Raw genomic sequence first — 19,551 nt, 5'->3', positions numbered from 1 at the left:
GGTTGGTTGGTGGGGCGGGTGGGGCAGCGGGGGTGGGTGGGGGTGGCGAGGATCGGGTCCGGCAGACTTTGCCTACCCCGCAGACCCTTCCTCAGGAGTGAGCCACGCCGATGTCGCTGCTCGCCAGATTCAGCCTCCTCAATCGAGGGCTGGTCGCCCTCATCGCGCTGGTGACCACGGCGTTCGGGGCGTACGCCGTGCCGTCCCTGAAGCAGCAGCTCCTGCCGTCGCTGGAGTTCCCCGCCGCGTTCGTCGTGGCGGCGTACCCGGGCGCCGCGCCGGAGATCGTCGAGTCCCAGGTCACCGAGCCGATCGAGAACAGCCTTCAGGGCATCCCGGGGCTGGACAAGGTCACCTCCACCTCCCGTGAGGGCGCCACCACCGTCCAGGTGCAGTACGAGTTCGGCACCGACCTGGACGACGTGGTGAACAAGATGCAGACCGCGCTCAACCGGATCGACGCCCAGCTGCCCGCAGGGGTGGACCCGCAGGTCATCGCCGGCAGCACGGACGACCTGCCCGCCGTGGTGGTCGCCGCGAGCGGCGGCGACGACGAGCGGGCCCTGGCCGAGAAGCTGCGCCGGACCGTCGTACCGGAGCTGGAGGGCCTGGACGGGGTCCGCACGGTCGCCGTGACCGGCACCCGCGACCAGGTCGTGCTGATCACCCCCGACCCGGCGAAGCTGGCCGCGGCGCGGCTCGCGCCCACCGCCATCGCCCAAGCGTTGAAGACCAACGGCGTCGCGGTGCCGGCCGGCGCGGTCGCCGACGGCAGCCGGTCGCTCCCCGTCCAGGTCGGCACCCCGGTCCGGACCGTCGACGACCTGCGCGGCATCGTGCTGGCCACCGCTCCCGCGGCCCCGGTCCGGCTCGGCGACGTGGCCCGGGTCGAGCAGCAGCTCGCCCCGGCCACCGCGATCACCCGGACCAACGGCAAGCCCAGCCTGGGCATCGCCGTCACCGCCACCCCCGACGGCAACGCCGTGGACATCTCCCACGAGATCCGGGACCGGCTCGACGACCTGAAGACGGCCTCCGGCGCGGACCTCACGGTCGTCTTCGACCAGGCCCCGTTCGTCGAGCGGTCCATCGAGAGCCTCACCACCGAGGGCCTGCTCGGCCTGCTGATGGCGGTCGTGGTGATCCTGGTGTTCCTGCTCTCCGTCCGCTCCACGCTGGTCACCGCAGTCTCCATCCCGCTGTCGGTGCTGGTCGCGCTGATCGCCCTCTGGGCCGGCGACTACTCGCTCAATCTGCTCACCCTCGGCGCGCTGACCATCGCCGTCGGCCGGGTGGTCGACGACTCCATCGTGGTGCTGGAGAACATCAAGCGGCACCTGGAGTACGGCGAGCCGAAGCGGGACGCCATCCTCGGCGCGGTCCGCGAGGTGGCCGGCGCGGTGACCGCCTCCACGCTCACCACGGTCGCCGTCTTCGCGCCGATCGCGCTGGTCGGCGGCTTCGTCGGGCAGCTCTTCGCGCCGTTCGCGATCACCGTGACGGTCGCCCTGCTCGCCTCCCTGCTGGTCTCGTTGACCGTGATCCCGGTGCTGGCGTACTGGTTCCTGAAGCCGCGCCGCGGTGGCGCGGACGACGCGGCGGCCCGGCGCGCCGCCGAGGAGAAGGAGCTGCGCAGCCCGCTGCAGCGGGCGTACCTGCCGGCGATCGGGTTCGCCACCCGGTCCCGGAAGACCCGGTGGATCACCGTCGGGCTGGGGCTGCTGGTGCTGCTCGGCACCTTCGGGCTCGCGCAGAAGCTGGAGACCAACTTCCTGGACGACTCCGGCCAGGACACCCTCAACATCACCCAGGAGCTCCCGGCCGGCACCGGGCTGGCCGGCACCGACCAGGCGGCCGCGAAGGTCGAGGCGGTGCTGTCGCGTACCGAGGGCGTGAAGACGTACCAGGTCAGCGCGGGCGGCAGCGACCAGCCGTGGGCGGGCGGCGGCGGCAACAACACCGCCACCTTCTCGGTCGCGCTCGACGAGGGCACCGACGCGGCGGCGGTCCGGCGGACCCTGCGCGACGAGTTCGACGCCCTCGGTCCCGAAGCCGGCGAGCTGAGCTTCGGCGCCGGGCAGAGCACCTCCGCCAACCAGCTCGAGGTGGTCGTGCAGGCCGCCGACCCCGAGGCGCTGACCCGCGCCGCCGAGGCCGCCCGCGACGCGATGGCCGGTACGCCGGGCGTCGAGGACGTCTCCACCAGCCTGGCCGAGCGGGTGCCCCGGATCGACGTCACCGTCGACCGGGTGGCCGCGGCCCGCGCCGGGCTGACCGAGGCGGCGGTGGGCCAGCTCGTCGCCCAGGCGTACCGGGGCGCGCCGCTGGGCCAGGTCGGCCTCGACGGGACGCAGCAGGACGTGGTGCTGAGCACCGGGGCCCGCCCGCCGGTGAGCGTGGCCGAGCTGCGGGCGCTGCCGGTCGGCCGGGTCAAGCTGGACGACATCGCCGACGTGAACCAGGTGGAGGGGCCGCAGCAGGTCACCCGGATCGACGGTGAGCGCAGCGTCTCCGTCACCGGCACGGCCACCGGCTCGAACCTGGGCGTGACCACCCAGGAACTGCAGAAGCGACTCGATGCGCTGGACGTGCCCGGGGCGACCTTCACCGTGGGCGGCGTCAGCGCCGACCAGAAGGAGGCCTTCGCCGACCTGGGGCTGGCCGTGCTGGCCGCGATCGCGATCGTCTTCCTGATCATGGTGGGCACGTTCCGCAGCCTGACCCAGGCGCTGATCCTGCTGATCTCCATCCCGTTCGCCGCCACCGGCGCGATCGGGCTGCTGCTGGCCACCGGGACGCCGCTGGGCGTGCCGGCGCTGATCGGTGTGCTGATGCTGGTCGGCATCGTGGTCACCAACGCGATCGTGCTGCTCGACCTGATCAACCAGTACCGGGCGCAGGGCAGGGGCGTGACCGAGGCGGTGGTCGAGGGTGGCCGGCGCCGGCTGCGGCCGATCCTGATGACCGCGGTCGCCACCATCTTCGCGCTGCTGCCGATGGCCCTCGGGCTCACCGGCGAGGGCGGCTTCATCTCGCAGCCCCTCGCCGTGGTGGTGATCGGTGGCCTGCTCAGCTCGACGCTGCTGACCCTGATCCTGGTGCCGACGCTCTACACGATGGTGGAGCGCACCAAGGAGTCGCTGCGGGAGCGGCGGGCGCGCCGTAGCGGTGGCACCCCCGCCGCCGGGTCGGCCCCGTCTGACGACCGGCGGGCGGAGGCCGGGCTGGCGCCCGCCGAGCGGACGCTCGTGGACTCGCCGGCCCGGCCGGCGCCGTCGGCGGCGCTGATCGACGGGACCGACCAGTTCGAGGTGCTTCGCCTGCCGAAGAGCCGCCGGTCACCGTTGCCGCCCGAGTGAGCGGGTGACCCGGAGACGCCCCCGGCAGGCCGAGCCTGCCCGGGGGCGTCTTCGTCCGGCGGTGCGGCGTCCCCCGTGGGGCGAGCTGCGTCCGATGCCCGACACCGTGCCGTAAGTGAATTGTCGCATACTCTGAGTGTCGAATCGCTCCGGAAGGGGCGACCGTCCGGAGCGGGGGCGGAGCCATGGCGGACGGTGCGGGCCGGTGGGGCCGGCGGGCCGTGCTGCGCCGGACCGCCCTGCTCGCCGGCGGTGCCGCGCTGGGCGCCGCAGGCACCTCCCAGACCAGGTGGATCGCCGACCGTCGGCTCCCGCTCGCCGGTGGACCGGCCAGCGCCACGCTCGGCGGCGGCCACCAGCAGGTCGGCGCCGGCGCCGTCGAGGTCACCTGGGGGGCACGCACCAGCGACCGGCTGATCGCCCTCACCTTCGACGACGGCCCGCTGCCACAGTGGACGCCGATGGTGCTGGACACGCTGGACCGGCTCGCCGTACCGGCCACGTTCTTCCTGGTCGGCACGCGGGTCCGGCAGCACGCGGCGCTGCTGCGCGGGCGGCTGGGCGGGCACGAGGTGGGCAACCACAGCTGGGCCCACCGCGACCTGGCCCGGCTCGACGCGCACGCCGCCTACGACGACCTGCGGCGCAGCCACGACGCGATCGCCGAGGTTGCCGGGGCGCCGCCCCGGCTGGTCCGCCCACCCTGGGGGCACCTCGGCGGTGCGATGCTGCACGCCGCCGCCCGGCTGGACTACCGGCTGGTGTTCTGGACGCTGCAGATGGTCGAGGGCGAGTTCCCGGGCGATCCGGTCGGCCACGCCCGGCGGATCGTCGCCGACGTGCGGCCCGGCACCATCCTGCTCGGCCACGACGTCGGTCCGGAACGGCGGCTGGTCGCGCTCCGCGGGCTGCCCGACATGGTCACCGGGCTGCGCGCCCGCGGCTACACCTTCGTGACGGTCTCCCAGCTGCTCGGCCACACCACGGCCGTCTGACCGGCCCGATAGGGTTCCGGCGTGTCACCCACCCTCTCGGTCCTCGTGCGCAACCGCGACTTCCGCAACCTCTTCCTCGCCGAGCTGGTGGTCTTCGGGGCGGACTGGTTCGTGATGGTGCCCCTGCTGGTGCTCCTGCCCGAGCTGACCGGCAGCGGGGTGTGGGGGGCGCTGGTGCTCGCCGTGGACACCGGCACGGTGGCGCTGATGCTGCCGTACACCGGCACCATCGCCGACCGGTTCGACCGCCGGAAGATCATGATGGTGGCCAACGTCGCCGCCCTGGTCGGCGTCCTGCTGCTGCTCGGGGTCCGCAGCGCCGGGACGGCGTGGCTGGCGCTGGTGGCGATCTGCGCCGTGGCGGTGGCGAAGGCCTTCTACTCGCCCGCCGCCCAGGCCGCCCTGCCCAACGTGCTCGACCCGGACGATCTCGCCGCCGGCAACGCCGTCGCCGGCTCCGCCTGGGGCACCATGACGGTCGTCGGCGCCTCGCTCGGCGGCATGCTGAGTGCCGCCGCCGGCCCGTACGCCTGCTTCTGGGTGGCGGCGGTCGGCCTGGCGCTCGCGGCGGGCCTGGCCGCGTTCATCCGCCGTCCGTTGCAGTCCGCCCGCGAGCCCGGCGGCCCGGTGCAGCGCACCTGGCCGGCGATCCGCGAGGCGTTGCACTACATCGGCCACCGGCCCCGGGTGCTGGCGCTGGTCACCGTGAAGTCGGCGGTCGGACTGGGCAACGGCGTGCTGACCGTCTTCCCGCTGCTCGCCGGCGTGTACGGGGTCGGCGCAGTCGGCACCGGCCTGCTCTTCGCGTCCCGGGGCGCGGGCGCCCTGGTCGGGCCGATCCTGATGCGGCGGGTGCTCACCAACCGGGCCTGGCTGCTGGTGGGCCTGGCCCTGTCGATGTCCCTGTACGGCGTGGCCTACCTGGGCGCCTCGCTGGTCAGCTGGTTCCCGCTGGTGCTGGTGCTCGTCTTCCTCGCCCACTTCGGCGGCGGCAGCAACTGGGTGCTCTCCAACTACGCCCTCCAGGGCGAGGTGCCGGACCGGCTGCGCGGCCGGGTCTTCGCCACCGACATGATGCTGGCGACGCTGGCCATCTCGGTCAGCCAGCTGGTGGTGGCCCTGGTGGTGGACGCCGTGAGCGAGCGGACCGTGCTGGCCGGCTGCGGCCTGGTCACCCTGGTGTACGCGGTCGGCTGGCGGCTGGCCACCCGCAGGCTCTCCCTCACCGAGCCGGCGACCGAGCCGGAGTCCGCCCCGGCCCCCTGACCGCTCCGGTCCGTCGCCGGGGTCAGTCGCGGCCGGAGGCCGGCGGCGCCGGGGCGGGGAGGTCCGGCCCGCCCCACTGCTGGGGCGCCGGGTCACCGGCCCCCGGCTGCCAGCCGCTCCACGGGGTCGCCGGCGGGGCCGTGGCCCGCCGTCCGGCGAGGACGGCGGCGACGAGCAGCCCCAGCCCGGCGGGGTGCAGCAGCGCCAGCAGCGGCCCGAGCACCAGGGTCAGCCGGCTCGTCTGGATGGTGCTCCAGCCGCCGGCGACCAGGCGGGGCAGCGCCAGCACCCACACCAGGTTGAGCAGAGCCCCGAGCAGCAGCACCGCCGTCCCGGCGAAGAGCAGGCCCCGCGGGCCGCGCGGCAGCCGGTTCACCAGGGCCAGCACGAGGCCGGCCGCCAGCACGAGCAGGGTGGGGAGCTGGGTGAGCAGCTGCAAACCGGAGTAACCGAGGAATCGCACGTGGCCTCCCGCCGTGGTCGATCGGCGTCAGGCTGATGGAATCGCGCAGTTCCCATGGATCGGGCGGAGCGCCGCGATGTCGGTCCCGAGCCCTAGCATGAGCCGGTGCCGATGACTTTCAGCTCCGGTCCCGTCCGGGTCCGGGTGCCCGCGACCAGCGCGAACCTGGGCCCGGGTTTCGACGCGCTCGGCCTGGCCCTCGGGTTGTACGACGACGTGGCGGCCGAGGTGTCCCCGGGCGGCGTACGCGTGACCGTGACGGGTGAGGGCGCCGGCGAGCTGCCCGAGGGCGAGCGACACCTGGTCGCGACGGCCATGCGGGCCGGCTTCGACGTGCTGGGCGGGCAGCCGCCGGGCCTCGCGCTGGAGTGCGTCAACCGGATCCCGCAGGCCCGGGGCCTGGGTTCGTCCTCGGCGGCCATCGTCGCGGGCGTGCTGCTGGCCCGCGCGCTGGTCACCGACGGCGCCGAGCGGCTCGACGACGACGCGGTGCTGCGGCTGGCCGCCGAGATCGAGGGGCACCCCGACAACGTGGCGCCCTGCCTGCGCGGCGGCTTCACCATCGCCTGGACCGAGCCGTCCGGGGCGCGCGCCGTGTCGCTGGCCGTCGCCGACGGCGTCCGGCCGACCGTCTTCGTGCCCGCGGAACGCGGCCTGACGGCCACCGCACGGGCCGCGCTGCCGGCCGCCGTGCCGCACGCGGACGCCGCGCTGACCGCCGGCCGGGCGGCGCTGCTGGTGCACGCGCTGACCGTGGAGCCGGGGCTGCTGCTGCCGGCCACCGTCGATCGGCTGCACCAGGACTACCGCGCCGAGGGGATGCCGGGGACGGCGGCCCTGGTCAGCGCGCTGCGTGCGACTGGTGTGGCGGCTGTGGTGAGTGGGGCGGGGCCGACGGTGCTGGCCCTCACGGAGGTGTCGAAGGGCTTCGACCCGGGAACAGATTGGCAGCTCTGGCAGTTGCCGATAGACGTCAGCGGTGCCCGGGTCACCCGGGGTAGACTGGGACACGCCGAGCGGGACCCTGTTGCCGCAGGTCGCAAGAGTTGATTACGCTCTAGACTTAGCACAGCCGCGAAGCATGCGATCTCCTGCGGGTCGGCGCACCCCCGAAGCTCTCGGCGGTCAGCCCGTCACCCCCTGCCAAGGCCCACGCCGCACCGCAGTTTCCACAGGTCGCCGCAGACGGCGAGACCTGCGTGCTCACCGACGTCGGTGAGTCGGGAAACCGACCGGCTGCTGTGTCACAGACTCCCGCGACGCGTCAATGCGAGGCGGGTGCACCGAGGCCGCCCGGCCACCTGGTTTTCGACACCGGGCAGTCCCGGCCTATCGAGGGAAGGAATCCATTGAGCGACACCACCGACGTGACGTCGGATGTTTCCAACGTCGCTGGCGATGCCACCACCGCCGCCCCCACACGCCGTCGGCGCAGTGGTACCGGCCTGTCGGCGATGCTGCTGCCAGAGCTGCAGAGCCTGGCCGCGTCGCTCGGTATCTCCGGCACGGCTCGCATGCGTAAGGGCGAGCTGATCACCGCGATCACCGAGCGGCAGGGCGGCGCCGCCGCCGGGACCCCTCGACCGCGGGCCGAGGTCGCGGCCGCGGCCGCTCCCGCCCGGGATGAGGTGCGCGCCGAGGTGCTCCAGGAGCGGGCCGACACCGAGCGCCGCCCCGCCGAGCAGGCTCCGGCGGCTCCGGCCGCCGAGGTGACCGAGGGTCGCACCCGGACCCGTCGTGGCCGGGTCGCTGCCACGGCAGCCGAGCCGCGCACCGAGGAGGCTCCGGCCGAGACCGGCGAGCGGGCCGAGCGTGGCGAGGGCCGCGGCGGTCGCGAGCGCGGTGCCGAGCGCGGTGCCGAGCGTGCCGAGCGCGGTGCCGAGCGCGGCGAGCGTGCCGAGCGCGGCGAGCGGGCCGAGCGCGGCGGCGAGCGGGCCGAGCGCGGCGGCGAGCGGGCCGAGCGCGGCGGCGAGCGTGCCGAGCGCAACGAGCGGGGCGACCGCAACGAGCGCGGCGACCGGGGCGAGCGCAACGAGCGGGGCGACCGCAACGACCGTGGCCAGCGTGCCGAGCGGGACAACGACTCCGACGAGGACGGCGAGGGCGGCGGCCGGCGCGGCCGGCGCAGCCGGTTCCGGGACCGTCGGCGCGGCCGGGGCGACCGCCCCGAGGGCGGCGACGGTGGCGGCCGCGAGCCGCAGGTCAGCGAGGACGACGTGCTCGTCCCGGTGGCCGGCATCATCGACGTGCTCGACAACTACGCCTTCGTCCGGACCACCGGCTACCTGGCCGGCCCGAACGACGTCTACGTCTCGATGTCCCAGATCAAGAAGTACGGCCTGCGCCGCGGTGACGCGATCACCGGTGCGGTCCGGGCCGCCCGCGACGGTGGCAGCGAGCAGCGGCGCGACAAGTACAACCCGCTGGTCCGCCTGGACACCATCAACGGCATGGAGCCGGACGAGGCGAAGCGTCGTCCCGAGTTCTACAAGCTCACCCCGCTGTACCCGCAGGAGCGGCTGCGGCTCGAGACCGAGCCGCACATCCTGACCACCCGGGTGATCGACCTGGTCATGCCGATCGGCAAGGGCCAGCGGGCGCTGATCGTCTCGCCGCCGAAGGCGGGTAAGACGATGGTGCTGCAGGCGATCGCGAACGCGATCACCCGCAACAACCCGGAGTGCCACCTGATGGTGGTGCTGGTCGACGAGCGGCCGGAAGAGGTCACCGACATGCAGCGGTCGGTGAAGGGCGAGGTCATCGCGGCCACGTTCGACCGTCCGCCGCAGGACCACACCACGGTGGCGGAGCTGGCGATCGAGCGGGCGAAGCGCCTGGTCGAGCTGGGGCACGACGTCGTCGTGCTGCTCGACTCGGTGACCCGGCTCGGTCGGTCGTACAACCTGGCGGCGCCGGCCAGCGGCCGGATCATGTCGGGTGGTATCGACTCCACCGCGCTCTACCCGCCGAAGCGGTTCCTCGGAGCGGCCCGCAACATCGAGAACGGCGGTTCGCTGACCATCCTCGCCACCGCGCTGGTGGAGACCGGGTCCATGGCGGACACGGTCATCTTCGAGGAGTTCAAGGGCACCGGTAACGCCGAGCTCAAGCTGGACCGGAAGATCGCCGACAAGCGGGTCTTCCCGGCGATCGACATCAACCCCTCCGGCACCCGCAAGGAGGAGGTCCTGCTCGCGCCGGAGGAGCTGGCGATCATCCACAAGCTCCGCAAGGTGCTGCACTCGCTGGACTCGCAGGCGGCGCTCGACCTGCTGTTGGACCGCCTCAAGCAGTCCCGCACCAACATCGAGTTCCTGATGCAGATCGCGAAGTCGACGCCGGGGGAGTGACACCGCCCCGGTAGGACACCGACGAAGGGCACGGCCACCACGGCCGTGCCCTTCGTCGTACCCGGGCACCGCAGTGAAGTTTTCCTTCGGTTCAGCCGTCGGGTATTGAAACTTCTGTGCAGCGTCGGGTTGACTGTCGTCCATGCGTACCCGCAGACGATCCGCCCGTCTCGCCGGCGTCCTGCTGCTGGCGCCGCTGCTCAGCATTCCCGGACCGGCCCCGGCCGGCCTCGCGGCACCCGCCGGTGACGCCCGCACCGCCGTCGAGGACGCCCCCGCCGCCTCCTCCTATCCCGCCTCCTCGGTGGCGCTGGCCGCGGCGGCCGGCGTCGAGCCGGCCGACGGCCTGGAGACCGCGAAGGCCATCCGCCCGGTCGCCCCCGGGCTCGACCTCACCTCCTTCGACCGGTACGACGCCGAGGGCTGGCTGCGCGCGGATGCGCTCACCGCCGACCTCTCCGGCGGCGTCACCGTCGACTACGTCAACTCCGGCGCGGTGACCCGGGACGAGCCGCTGCGCGCGGCGGTGGACCGTTCCCGGGCGGTCGCCGCCGTCAACGGCGACTTCTTCGACATCAACAACTCCGGCGCGGCGCAGGGCGTCGGCATCCGCTCCGGCGACCTGATCCAGTCGCCGGTAGCCGGGCATCCCAACGCCGCCGCGATCAGCGCGGAGGGGCTGGGCCGGATCATCCAGGTCGGCTTCGAGGGCAGCGCGACGCTGCCGGCCGGGCCGGTCCCGCTGACCCAGTTCAACAACATGGTGCAGCGGGACGGGATCGGCGTCTTCACCCCGCTCTGGGGGTCGTACCCACGGCAGCGGGCGGTGACCGGCGCGGCCCGGGTCGTCGAGGTCGCGGTGACCGGCGGCCGGGTCGCGGCCTTGACCACCACGCCCGGCGAGGGACCGATCCCGGCCGGAACCACCGTGCTGCTCGGCCGGGAGGCCGGTGCGGACGCCCTCGCGGCGTTGCGCCCCGGCGACCCGGTGGACGTGGCCTGGCGGCCGAAGGCGTCCGACGGCGGCAGCCTGCGCGCCGCGGTCGGCGGCGGCAACGTGCTGGTCCGGGACGGGGTGGTGCAGAACATCGCCGATCCGACCCTCGCGCCGCGCACCTCGGTCGGCTTCTCCGCCGACGGGCGCAGAATGATCATGTTGACTGTGGACGGTCGGCAGGTGGACAGCCGCGGCGTCACCCAGACCGAGCTGGGCCGGATGATGGTCGAGCTCGGCGCGTCCACCGCGCTGAACCTCGACGGCGGCGGCTCCTCGACCCTGCTCGCCAGGGAACCGGGCGTGGCGGCGGTGCAGGTGGAGAACAGCCCGTCGGACGGCACCGAACGCCCGGTCCCCAACGGCCTGGCCATCTACGCGCCGCAGGGCAGCGGCCGGCTCACCGGGTACTGGCTGGAGACCGCGAGCGATCCGACCGCCGCGCCCGGCGTCGCCCCGATCCGCGGTGGCCGCCCGGACCGGGTCTTCCCCGGCCTGACCCGCCGGCTCACCGCCGCCGGCTACGACGAGACCTACGGCCCGGCCGCCGGAGCGCCGGAGTGGCGGGCCAATCCGGCCGTCCACGGAAAGGTGGACGACGAGGGCGTCTTCCGGGCCGGCGCGCCCGGGCGCAGCACCGTCACCGCCTGGCGGGCGGAGGCCAGCGGCACCCTCGACCTCACCGTGCTCGGGCCGCTGGACCGGGTCGACTCCACCGTGGACCGGCTCGGCCTGAACCGGCAGGGTGACACCGGGCTCTTCGGGGTGGTCGGCTACGACGCCGAGGGGAACACCGCGCCGATCGAGCCGGCCGACCTGACGCTGGAGTACGACCGGGAGCTGCTCGCCGTCACGCCCACCGGCGACGGCAACCTCTCCGTCAAGGCGCTCGGCGACAGCGGCTCCGCCCTGGTCACCGTCCACGTCGGCGACCGCACCACCGTGCTGCCGGTCACCGTCGGACTGACCGACGTCCCGGTCGCCACCTTCGACGACGCCGCGTCCTGGAAGTTCAGCCAGGCCCGGGCGAGCGGCTCCGTCGCCCCGACGCCGGGCCACACCGGCCCGGGCCTCAAGCTGTCGTACGACTTCAGCCAGTCCACCGGCACCCGGGCCGCGTACGCCGACCCGCCCGCCTGGATCGAGGTCCCCGGCCAGCCGCAGGCGTTCGGCATGTGGATCCACGGCAACGGCAAGGGGGAGTGGCCCAGCCTGCACCTGCACGACGCCCAGGACACCCAGCACGTGCTGCGCGGCCCTTACATCACCTGGACCGGCTGGAAGTACGTCGAGTTCGCGGTGCCGGCCGGCGTGCAGTATCCGGTCCGGGTCCGCCGGTTCTACGTGGCGGAGACCAACCCGGCGGCGCAGTACACCAGCGAGATCGTCATCGACGACCTGGCGGCGAAGGTGCCCCCGACGGTCCAGGCGCCGCCGGAGGAGCCGCGCACCGACCGGGTGGTGCTCCGCGACGGCACCGTGGACGGCGCGCCGTGGCGCTTCGCGGTCATGTCCGACGCCCAGTTCGTCGCCGCCGACCCGGACAGCGACCTGGTCGCCCAGGCCCGCCGTACGCTCCGCGAGGTCAAGGCGGCGAAGCCGGACTTCCTGATCATCGCCGGGGACTTCGTGGACACCGCGTACCCGGCGGACTTCGCGCTGGCCCGGCGGATCCTCGACGAGGAGCTGGGCGACGAGCTGCCCTGGTACTACGTGCCCGGCAACCACGAGATCATGGGCGCCCCGATCACCAACTTCCGGAACGTCTTCGGCGACACCTCGCGGGTCTTCGACCACGGCGGCACCCGGTTCGTCACCCTGAACAGCTCCACCGGCTCGCTGCGCGGTAGCGGCTTCGACCAGGTGAAACTGCTGCGCGACACCCTCGACTCCGCCGCCGCGGACCCGGCCGTCGGCTCGGTCGCCGTGCTGTTCCACCACCCGCCGCGCGATCCCAGCCCGGCGAAGGCGAGCCAGCTCGGTGACCGGAAGGAGGCGGCGCTGGTGGAGCAGTGGCTGGCCGACTTCCAGCACCGCACCGGCAAGGGCGCGCTCGTCGTCAACGGGCACGTCGGCACCTTCCACGCCGACCGGGCGGACGGGGTGCCGTACGTCATCAACGGCAACTCCGGCAAGAACCCGTCCACCCCGCCACAGCTCGGCGGCTTCACCGGGTGGACCGAGCTCGGCGTCGACCCGGTCACCCCGGAGGAGGCGGAGCGGGCCCGACGCGACCCGCTCGCCGAGGGGCCGCGCTGGATCGACGCGGAGTTCCACGCCCACGTCGACCGGCTCGCGCTGACCGCGCCGGCGAGCGTGGCGGTCGGCGACCCGGCGGCGGTCGCCGCGACGCTGACCCAGCCCGGTGGTCGTACCGTCCCGGTGGCCGCCCCGGTCAGCGCCGACTGGTCCGGCTCGCCGAACCTGCTCATCGGCCCGGCCGACGGGGTGAAGCCGTGGCACGTGGCCCGGTTCGACCCGGCCACCGGGCGGCTGACCGCGCTGCGGCCCGGGGTGCAGGTGCGGCTTGCGGTGACCGTCAACGGCGTCCGCGCCGAGGCGACGGTCGCCCTCACGGCGGCGGCTCCTGGGGAGGCACCCGCCGCCTGACCGTCGGCTCCGGGCGCGGTGGAGCCACGCCGCGCCCCGGAGCCGGCCGGTCAGAAGTCGCCCTCGGCGACCTGGAACACGGTCAGGCCGAGCGACCGCCACATCCGGACCACCTGCATCCGGTCGTCGAAGACGCCGACCACCCGGTACCGGTCCTTGATCTCCCGCTCGTAGATCTCCTGCTTGACGATCGCGTCCTTGCGCTGGTCGCCGATCGCCCGCAGGTGCAGCGCCAGGTAGGGGACCTTGACGTGCCGGGCCAGCCAGGCCTCCGTGTCGGCCCGGGCCGAGGCGTCCCGGCCGGAGCAGAAGATCACCCCGTGGCCGGCCGAGTGCATCGCGCGCACCGCCGCGATGACCGCCTCGTTCGGCGCGTCCTCGGCCACCCGGGTCATGTCGTACGGACTGCGGGAGACGTTCAGCGCCACCGTGCCGTCGATGTCCACCAGCACGATCGCCGGCGGCTCGGGGTGCGGCGGGTGGACGGCGGCCGGCGTGCCCGTGCGGGCCGTCGGCACCGGGAGCGGTAACGAGCGGTTGGCCAGGTAGCGGTCGTGCAGCCGGCGGATCGCCGCGTCGCCGACCCGGTCGGACTCCGGCCGCGCGGCGTCCCGGCGCAGGCACTCCTCCAGCGGCACGTCGGTGAAGTCGTGCACCTCGAACGTGGCGCCGAACCGCTCGGCCAGCTCCGCCCAGTCCCGCAGGGTCCGGGCCCGCAGGTTGGTGTCGTCCACGCAGACGCTGACCCGGGCCGCCAGCAGCGTCTCCACCTGGGCCCGTTGGGCCCTGGTGACCTGCCCCTCGGCCCACTGGGTGAAGAGCCGCTCGCCGTGCATCATCCGGCGCAGGTCGTCCCGGTTGACGCGGACCACACCCGGCTGGAGCCGGCGGGCGAAGGTCGTCTTGCCGGAGGCCGGCAGGCCCCGGGTCGCGATCAGACGGAACATGCCTCCCACCCCCGGTTCGTCCGGTCCCGGTCCGCGCCGGGTCTCACCGTACGACCTGGCGAATGCCCGCGAGCGGGGCGGGAATGCGTCCGGGGAGGCGAGTGTTACGCCTGCCGGACCACGTGTGCGGCCCGCTCGCCGGGTCGGCCGACGCCCATGGCACACTGGTCAATCGGCCACCGGTTCCGGTTCACGCCCGAGCCCGTCGTGTACGACGGGGACATCGACGGCGACCCGGCGACCACCCACGAAAGGACCGAGGCGAGATGAAGCAGAACATCCACCCGGAGTACGTGACCACCGAGGTCAGCTGCTCCTGCGGTAACACCTTCACGACCCGCAGCACCGCCAAGGGCGGCGCCATCCACGTCGAGACCTGCAGCGCCTGCCACCCGTTCTACACCGGTAAGCAGCGCGTTCTCGACACCGCCGGCCGGGTCGCGAAGTTCCAGCAGAAGTACGCCAAGGTTCAGGCCAAGAAGGCCAAGTAGCTTCACCGACGACGCCCGTGTCCGGCTCCGTGCCGGACACGGGCGTTCGTCCGTTTTCGCCAGCTTCCGTCCGCCCGCCCGTTGCCGTCGAAGGAGCACCCGCAGCATGAGCAGTGAGCGCCTGGCCGCCCTCCTCGACGAGTACGCCGAGCTGGAGAAGCGGCTCGCCGACCCGGCCATCCACGCCGACCAGGGCACCGCCCGGCGGGTGGGTCGCCGGTACGCCGAGCTGGTCCCGCTGCACAAGGCGGCCGGCGAGCTGGAGCAGGCCCGCGCCGACCTGGTCGCCGCCCGCGAACTGGCCGCCGAGGACCCGACGTTCGCCGCCGAGGCCGAGTCGATCGCGGCGGCCCTGCCGGCGCTGGAGGAGCGGCTGGCGGAGCTGCTGATCCCGCGCGACCCGCACGACGCCAAGGACGTGATCGTGGAGATCAAGGCCGGCGAGGGCGGCGAGGAGTCCGCCCTGTTCGCCGGCGACCTGCTGCGGATGTACACCCGCTACGCCGAGCGACACGGCTGGGTCACCGAGGTGATCGACGCGCAGGACTCCGACCTCGGCGGGGTCAAGGACGTCTCGCTGGCGATCAAGACCAAGGGCGTGCCGGAGGGCGGCAACGGCGTCTGGTCCCGGCTCAAGTGGGAGGGCGGCGTGCACCGGGTGCAGCGCGTCCCGGTCACCGAGTCGCAGGGCCGGATCCACACCAGCGCGGCCGGCGTGCTGGTGCTGCCGGAGGCCGAGGACGTGGACGTCACCATCGACCCGAACGACCTGCGGATCGACGTGTTCCGCTCGTCCGGCCCGGGCGGCCAGTCGGTCAACACCACCGACTCGGCGGTCCGGATCACCCACGTGCCGACCGGGATCGTGGTCTCCTGCCAGAACGAGAAGTCCCAGCTGCAGAACCGGGAGCAGGCGATGCGGATCCTGCGCGCCCGGCTGCTCGCGGCGGCTCAGGAGCAGGCCGACGCGGCCGCCTCGGACGCCCGTAAGGCGCAGGTCCGGACGGTGGACCGCTCGGAGCGGATCCGCACCTACAACTTCCCGCAGAACCGGATCACCGACCACCGGATCGGCTACACCGCGTACAACCTCGACCTGGCCCTCGCCGGCGAGCTGGACGGCGTCCTGGACGCCCTGACGGAGGCCGACCGCGCCGCCCGCCTCGCCGGGGAGACCGAACTGACCCGCCGCTGACCGCCTGCCCCCTGCCCGGCCCACGCCGGCGCGGGCGGGTGGGATCAGGAGGCGCGGAGGCGGGACTTGGCCCGGAGCATCTCCCGGTCGGCCAGCTCGAAGGCGGTGCCGAGGGCCTCCCGAAGGCTCGCGCCGGAGCCGCTCACCTCGGCGAAGCCGATGCTCACCCCGACCGGGGTGCCGGGCACCAGGGACTCCCAGTCCTCGGTGCGGACCGCCGCGTCGATCCGGCGGGCCACCTCGGCGGCCTCCGACATCCCGGCCCCGGCCAGCACCACCACGAACTCGTCGCCGCCGTAGCGGGCGACGAAGTCACCGCGTCGCATCACCCGGTTGATCACCCCGGCGATCCGCTGCAGGACCAGGTCACCCGAGTGGTGGCCGTGCCGGGTGTTGACCGCCTTGAAGCCGTCGAGGTCGCAGACGCCGATCACCACCCGCTCACCCCGGTCCACCACCGCCCCGATGTACCGCTCGAGGCGGCGCCGGTTGGGCAGCCCGGTCAGCGGGTCGGTGAGCGCCTCGCCCTCGTACCGGGCCGCCTCCCGGCGCATCTCCTCGTGGTCGATCCGGGCGGCGATCCCGTCGATGTAGACGTCGCGCAGCCGGTCGTTGCGCTGCGCCGCCAGCCGGAACGCGTGCCGGTCGGCGCGGTGCGCGGCGGCGTGGTCACCGGCCCGGGCCAGGGCGATGCTGCGCAGCCGGGCCGGCTCGGCCGCGCCGAGCGTCTCGGCCGAGACCTGGGCGGCCTCCAGCCGGGTCACCGCCTCGATCGGCCGTCCGTCGGCGACGGCGAGGCAGACCTGACCGAGCTGGCGCATGTCCCGCGCCCGGGCGCTGTCGCCGCCGTGCCCGAGCAGCCGGGCCGGGTCGGCGTCCGTGCCGGACTCCACCCGGTCGCCCAGCACCCCCCGGCGGGCCGCCGCGTAGCCGTACGCGGCCAGGCTGCTCGGCCGCAGCTTGCCGGCCCGCCCGGCGCGCAGGAACCGGTTGAGGTCCCCGGCGACGTCCCGGAGCACCCGCAGGCAGCCGTCGCTGTCCCCGTTGTGGTCCAGCGCGACCGCGTTGCGCAGCCGGATGCCGGGGGCGGCGAAGGTCTCCTCCGGGATGCCGGCGGCCAGCCCGACCTGGCGGGCCCGCTCGATCGCCCCGAGGGCGTGGCCGTGGAAACTGAGGTAGGAGTAGGCCATCGCCAGGTCGTGCCAGCCCCAGGCGGTGTCCCGGTCCGGGTCGTCGACGGTGCCCAGCCAGCGGGAAGCCTTGACCAGGTGGGTGACGCAGCGGTCCAGCGCCCCCTGGTGGTGCGCGGCGAGCGCGGCCAGCGCGTTGAGGTGCCCGCGCAGGTAGGGCTCGGACAGGTCGCGGGTGGCGCTGGACGCCTCCTCGATGGCCCGGGTGAACTCGGCCGTCCGACCGAGATTGATCAGCGCGGAGAGGCGCTGGACGAGGGCGTCGGCCCGGGTGTTCGGGTCGCTGGTGGTGCGGATGATCCGGTCGAGCAGGGCGCAGGCCTCCGCCGAGCGGCTCGCCTCCTGCAACGCGCGGGCGTGCCTGAGGGCGTCAACCTGGTCGTCGACCCGGTCGAGCCAGCCCACCCGCAACCTCCCTGTCGGTGTGCGTCCGGACGCACCCGCTCGTGATGCGACCCGCGACGCTTCATGATTATGTCGTGACCTCCCTCCCGCAACACCCGTCCGAAGGGACAGAACGCTTTCGGCCCTCATCGGCGATCGCCCGGGCGGCCCGCGCGCTGGCCGGGGCGGGGGTCGAGGCGCCCCGGGCGGAGGCCGAGCTGCTGGCCGCGTACGTGCTGGGCGTGCCCCGGGGCCGGCTGGCCCTGGCCGACGGGTTCACCACCGACGACCTCGCCCGTTTCGACACGCTGGTCGGCCGACGGGCCGCCCGGGAGCCGTTGCAGCACCTCACCGGCGTCGCCGGCTTCCGGCACCTGGAGCTGGCCGTCGGCCCGGGCGTCTTCGTGCCCCGGCCGGAGACCGAGCTGCTCGCCGGCTGGGGCGTCGAGCAGGGGAGCCCGCGCAGCGCCCCGCTGGTGGTCGACCTGTGCAGCGGCTCCGGCGCGATCGCCCTCTCCGTCGCCCAGGAGCTGCCGGACGCCCGGGTGGTGGCGGTGGAGCGGTCCCCGGCGGCACTGGCATGGCTGCGGCGCAACGCCGCCGACCGGGCCGCCGCGGGGGACACCCCGATCGAGGTGGTGGCCGCCGACGTCACCGACCCGGAGCTGCTGGCCGAGCTGGTCGGCCGGGTCGACGTGCTGCTCTGCAACCCGCCGTACGTGCCCCGGTCGGTAGCGGTGCCGCCGGAGGTGGCCGGGCACGACCCGGACGAGGCGGTCTTCGGCGGGGCGGACGGGCTGGCGGTGATCCGGCCGGTGATCGGCCGCGCGGCCGAGCTGCTGCGCCCCGGCGGGGTGCTCGGCATCGAGCACGACGACACGCACGGCGCGGCGGTGCCCGAACTGCTCGCCGCGGACGGCCGGTTCGCCGCCGTGGCGGAGCACCGGGACCTGGTCGGCCGGCCCCGGTTCGCCACCGCGTCCCGGCGGGCGGACGGCCAGCAGGCCGCCGGCGGCCCGGCGTGGCAGACTGGCTCCTCGTGATGCTCTACGACTGTCGGTCACCCGCCGACCGGGACCGCGGCATCGCCGCTGCCATCGAGGCGGTCAAGAACGGCGAGCTGGTCGTCCTGCCGACCGACACCGTCTACGGGATCGGCGCCGACGCCTTCACCCCGTACGCGGTGAAGGCGCTCGCGGACGCCAAGGGCGGCGCGCGGCAGGCGCCGCCGGTCCTGATCGGGTCGCGGCACACCCTCGACGGCCTGGTCTTCTCGCTGCCCCGCTCGGCGCGCGAGCTGGTCGAGGCGTTCTGGCCGGGCGCGCTGACCATCGTGGTGGAGCACTCGCCGAGCCTGGCCTGGGATCTGGGCGACTCCAGCGGCACGGTGGCGGTGCGGATGCCGCTGCACCCGGTGGCGCTGGAGGTGCTGCGGGAGACCGGTCCGATGGCGGTGGCGTCGGCCAACAAGGTGGGCCAGCCGGCCGCGGTCACCGCCGAGGAGGCGCGGGACCAGCTCGGCTACTCGGTGCGCGCCTACCTGGAGGCCGGGCCCGCACCGGACCCGGTGCCGAGCACCATCGTCGACCTGACCGGCGAGGTGCCCCGGGTGCTGCGCCAGGGCGCCGTACCGCTGGTGAAGCTGCGCGACGTGGTGCCGGACATCCTCGACGAGCGGGGGGTCTGAGTGCCGCCGTTCACCGTCCTGCACGTCTGCATGGGCAACATCTGCCGGTCCCCGATGGCCGAACGGCTGCTGCTGCTCGCCGTGCGGGAGCGGCTGGGCCGGCTCGGGGTCGACCCGACCCGCTCGGACGAGCTGCTGCACAGCCACAGCGCCGGCACCGGCGGCTGGCACGCGGGCGAGGAGATGAATCCGCCGGCGGCCCGGCAGGTGGTGTCGCGCGGCGGTGACGTGGCCGGGTTCGCTGCCCGCAAGCTCCGGTCGGACCTCATCGACGCCGCCGACCTGGTCCTCACCGCCACCGCCGACCAGCACGAGTACGTGGTGGCGCTGCGGCCGGACGCGGCGGCGCGCACCTTCGTGCTGGGCGAGTTCGGCCGGCTGCTGGTCGCGGTGGACGCCGCCGGGCTGCCCCCGGTGGAGGCCACCCCGGACGCCGTGTACGCCCGCGGGGTGGCCCTGGTGGCCGCCGCCGACGCGGCCCGGCAGGGGGCCGCACCGCTGCCCGCCGACGACCTCGACGACCCGTGGGGTCGCGGCGACCAGTGCTTCAGCCGGGTGGCCGACGAGATCGAGGAGACGGTCCACCCGCTGGCCGCCGTGCTGTTGCCCTGAGCCCTCCG

Annotated in this window: 14 protein-coding genes; 11 read left to right on the top strand and 3 right to left on the bottom strand. The window is 74.3% G+C overall.

The window, feature by feature from the left end:
- Nucleotides 1-110 precede the first annotated feature (110 nt).
- The 3 genes from ACTWO6_RS27680 to ACTWO6_RS27670 all read left to right on the top strand — a co-directional run bounded on the left by ACTWO6_RS27680 (nucleotide 111) and on the right by ACTWO6_RS27670 (nucleotide 5,620).
- Complete coding sequence (locus tag ACTWO6_RS27680) at nucleotides 111-3,359, top strand: efflux RND transporter permease subunit (protein ID WP_446216677.1); 3,249 nt, start codon at nucleotides 111-113, stop codon at nucleotides 3,357-3,359.
- Nucleotides 3,360-3,544: 185 nt separating this feature from the next.
- Nucleotides 3,545-4,354, top strand: a complete 810-nt coding sequence (locus ACTWO6_RS27675) for a polysaccharide deacetylase family protein (protein WP_446216676.1) — start codon at nucleotides 3,545-3,547, stop codon at nucleotides 4,352-4,354.
- Between the two features lie 21 nt (nucleotides 4,355-4,375).
- Complete coding sequence (locus ACTWO6_RS27670; protein WP_446216675.1) at nucleotides 4,376-5,620, top strand: MFS transporter; 1,245 nt, start codon at nucleotides 4,376-4,378, stop codon at nucleotides 5,618-5,620.
- Nucleotides 5,621-5,642: 22 nt separating this feature from the next.
- On the opposite strand, the gene ACTWO6_RS27665 is transcribed toward ACTWO6_RS27670, so the two are convergent.
- A complete protein-coding gene (locus ACTWO6_RS27665) occupies nucleotides 5,643-6,083 on the bottom strand; it encodes a hypothetical protein (RefSeq protein WP_446216674.1) in 441 nt (146 codons plus the stop codon).
- A gap of 111 nt (nucleotides 6,084-6,194) precedes the next feature.
- Here ACTWO6_RS27665 and thrB point away from each other — a divergent pair, with 111 nt between their 5' ends.
- The 3 genes from thrB to ACTWO6_RS27650 all read left to right on the top strand — a co-directional run bounded on the left by thrB (nucleotide 6,195) and on the right by ACTWO6_RS27650 (nucleotide 13,037).
- Entirely contained in the window at nucleotides 6,195-7,133 is a 939-nt protein-coding gene (gene thrB / locus ACTWO6_RS27660) for a homoserine kinase (protein WP_446220789.1), read from the top strand.
- Nucleotides 7,134-7,432: 299 nt separating this feature from the next.
- Nucleotides 7,433-9,433: a transcription termination factor Rho gene (gene rho, locus ACTWO6_RS27655; protein ID WP_446216673.1), complete on the top strand. Its 2,001-nt coding sequence runs from the start codon at nucleotides 7,433-7,435 to the stop codon at nucleotides 9,431-9,433.
- A gap of 142 nt (nucleotides 9,434-9,575) precedes the next feature.
- A complete protein-coding gene (locus tag ACTWO6_RS27650) occupies nucleotides 9,576-13,037 on the top strand; it encodes a phosphodiester glycosidase family protein (protein WP_446216672.1) in 3,462 nt (1,153 codons plus the stop codon).
- Nucleotides 13,038-13,087: 50 nt separating this feature from the next.
- On the opposite strand, the gene ACTWO6_RS27645 is transcribed toward ACTWO6_RS27650, so the two are convergent.
- The gene (locus ACTWO6_RS27645; protein ID WP_446216671.1) at nucleotides 13,088-13,984 is read right to left on the bottom strand and encodes a phosphatase domain-containing protein; all 897 of its coding nucleotides are present in this window, start codon (nucleotides 13,982-13,984) and stop codon (nucleotides 13,088-13,090) included.
- Nucleotides 13,985-14,250: 266 nt separating this feature from the next.
- On the opposite strand from ACTWO6_RS27645, the gene rpmE reads away from it, so the two are divergent.
- Together rpmE and prfA are read left to right on the top strand one after the other, a co-directional pair.
- Nucleotides 14,251-14,475: a 50S ribosomal protein L31 gene (gene rpmE / locus ACTWO6_RS27640; RefSeq protein ID WP_089012801.1), complete on the top strand. Its 225-nt coding sequence runs from the start codon at nucleotides 14,251-14,253 to the stop codon at nucleotides 14,473-14,475.
- 106 nt (nucleotides 14,476-14,581) lie between these two features.
- Complete coding sequence (gene prfA / locus ACTWO6_RS27635; RefSeq protein ID WP_446216670.1) at nucleotides 14,582-15,670, top strand: peptide chain release factor 1; 1,089 nt, start codon at nucleotides 14,582-14,584, stop codon at nucleotides 15,668-15,670.
- 44 nt (nucleotides 15,671-15,714) lie between these two features.
- Here prfA and ACTWO6_RS27630 read toward each other — a convergent pair whose 3' ends face one another.
- Entirely contained in the window at nucleotides 15,715-17,265 is a 1,551-nt protein-coding gene (locus ACTWO6_RS27630) for a diguanylate cyclase (protein ID WP_446216669.1), read from the bottom strand.
- Nucleotides 17,266-17,339: 74 nt separating this feature from the next.
- Between ACTWO6_RS27630 and prmC the strand changes: the two genes are divergently transcribed.
- The 3 genes from prmC to ACTWO6_RS27615 are packed head-to-tail and all read left to right on the top strand — an operon-like array spanning nucleotide 17,340 to nucleotide 19,543.
- The gene (gene prmC / locus ACTWO6_RS27625) at nucleotides 17,340-18,287 is read left to right on the top strand and encodes a peptide chain release factor N(5)-glutamine methyltransferase (protein WP_446216668.1); all 948 of its coding nucleotides are present in this window, start codon (nucleotides 17,340-17,342) and stop codon (nucleotides 18,285-18,287) included.
- A complete protein-coding gene (locus ACTWO6_RS27620) occupies nucleotides 18,287-18,931 on the top strand; it encodes an L-threonylcarbamoyladenylate synthase (RefSeq protein WP_446220788.1) in 645 nt (214 codons plus the stop codon). Before prmC ends, ACTWO6_RS27620 begins: the two co-directional genes overlap by 1 nt.
- Nucleotides 18,932-19,543, top strand: a complete 612-nt coding sequence (locus tag ACTWO6_RS27615) for an arsenate reductase/protein-tyrosine-phosphatase family protein (protein WP_446216667.1) — start codon at nucleotides 18,932-18,934, stop codon at nucleotides 19,541-19,543.
- Nucleotides 19,544-19,551 lie beyond the last annotated feature (8 nt).

Source organism: Micromonospora sp. IBHARD004 (assembly GCF_052814115.1).
The sequence above is the reverse complement of the archived record's forward strand: the minus strand, read 5'-3'. Positions and strand labels throughout refer to the sequence as shown.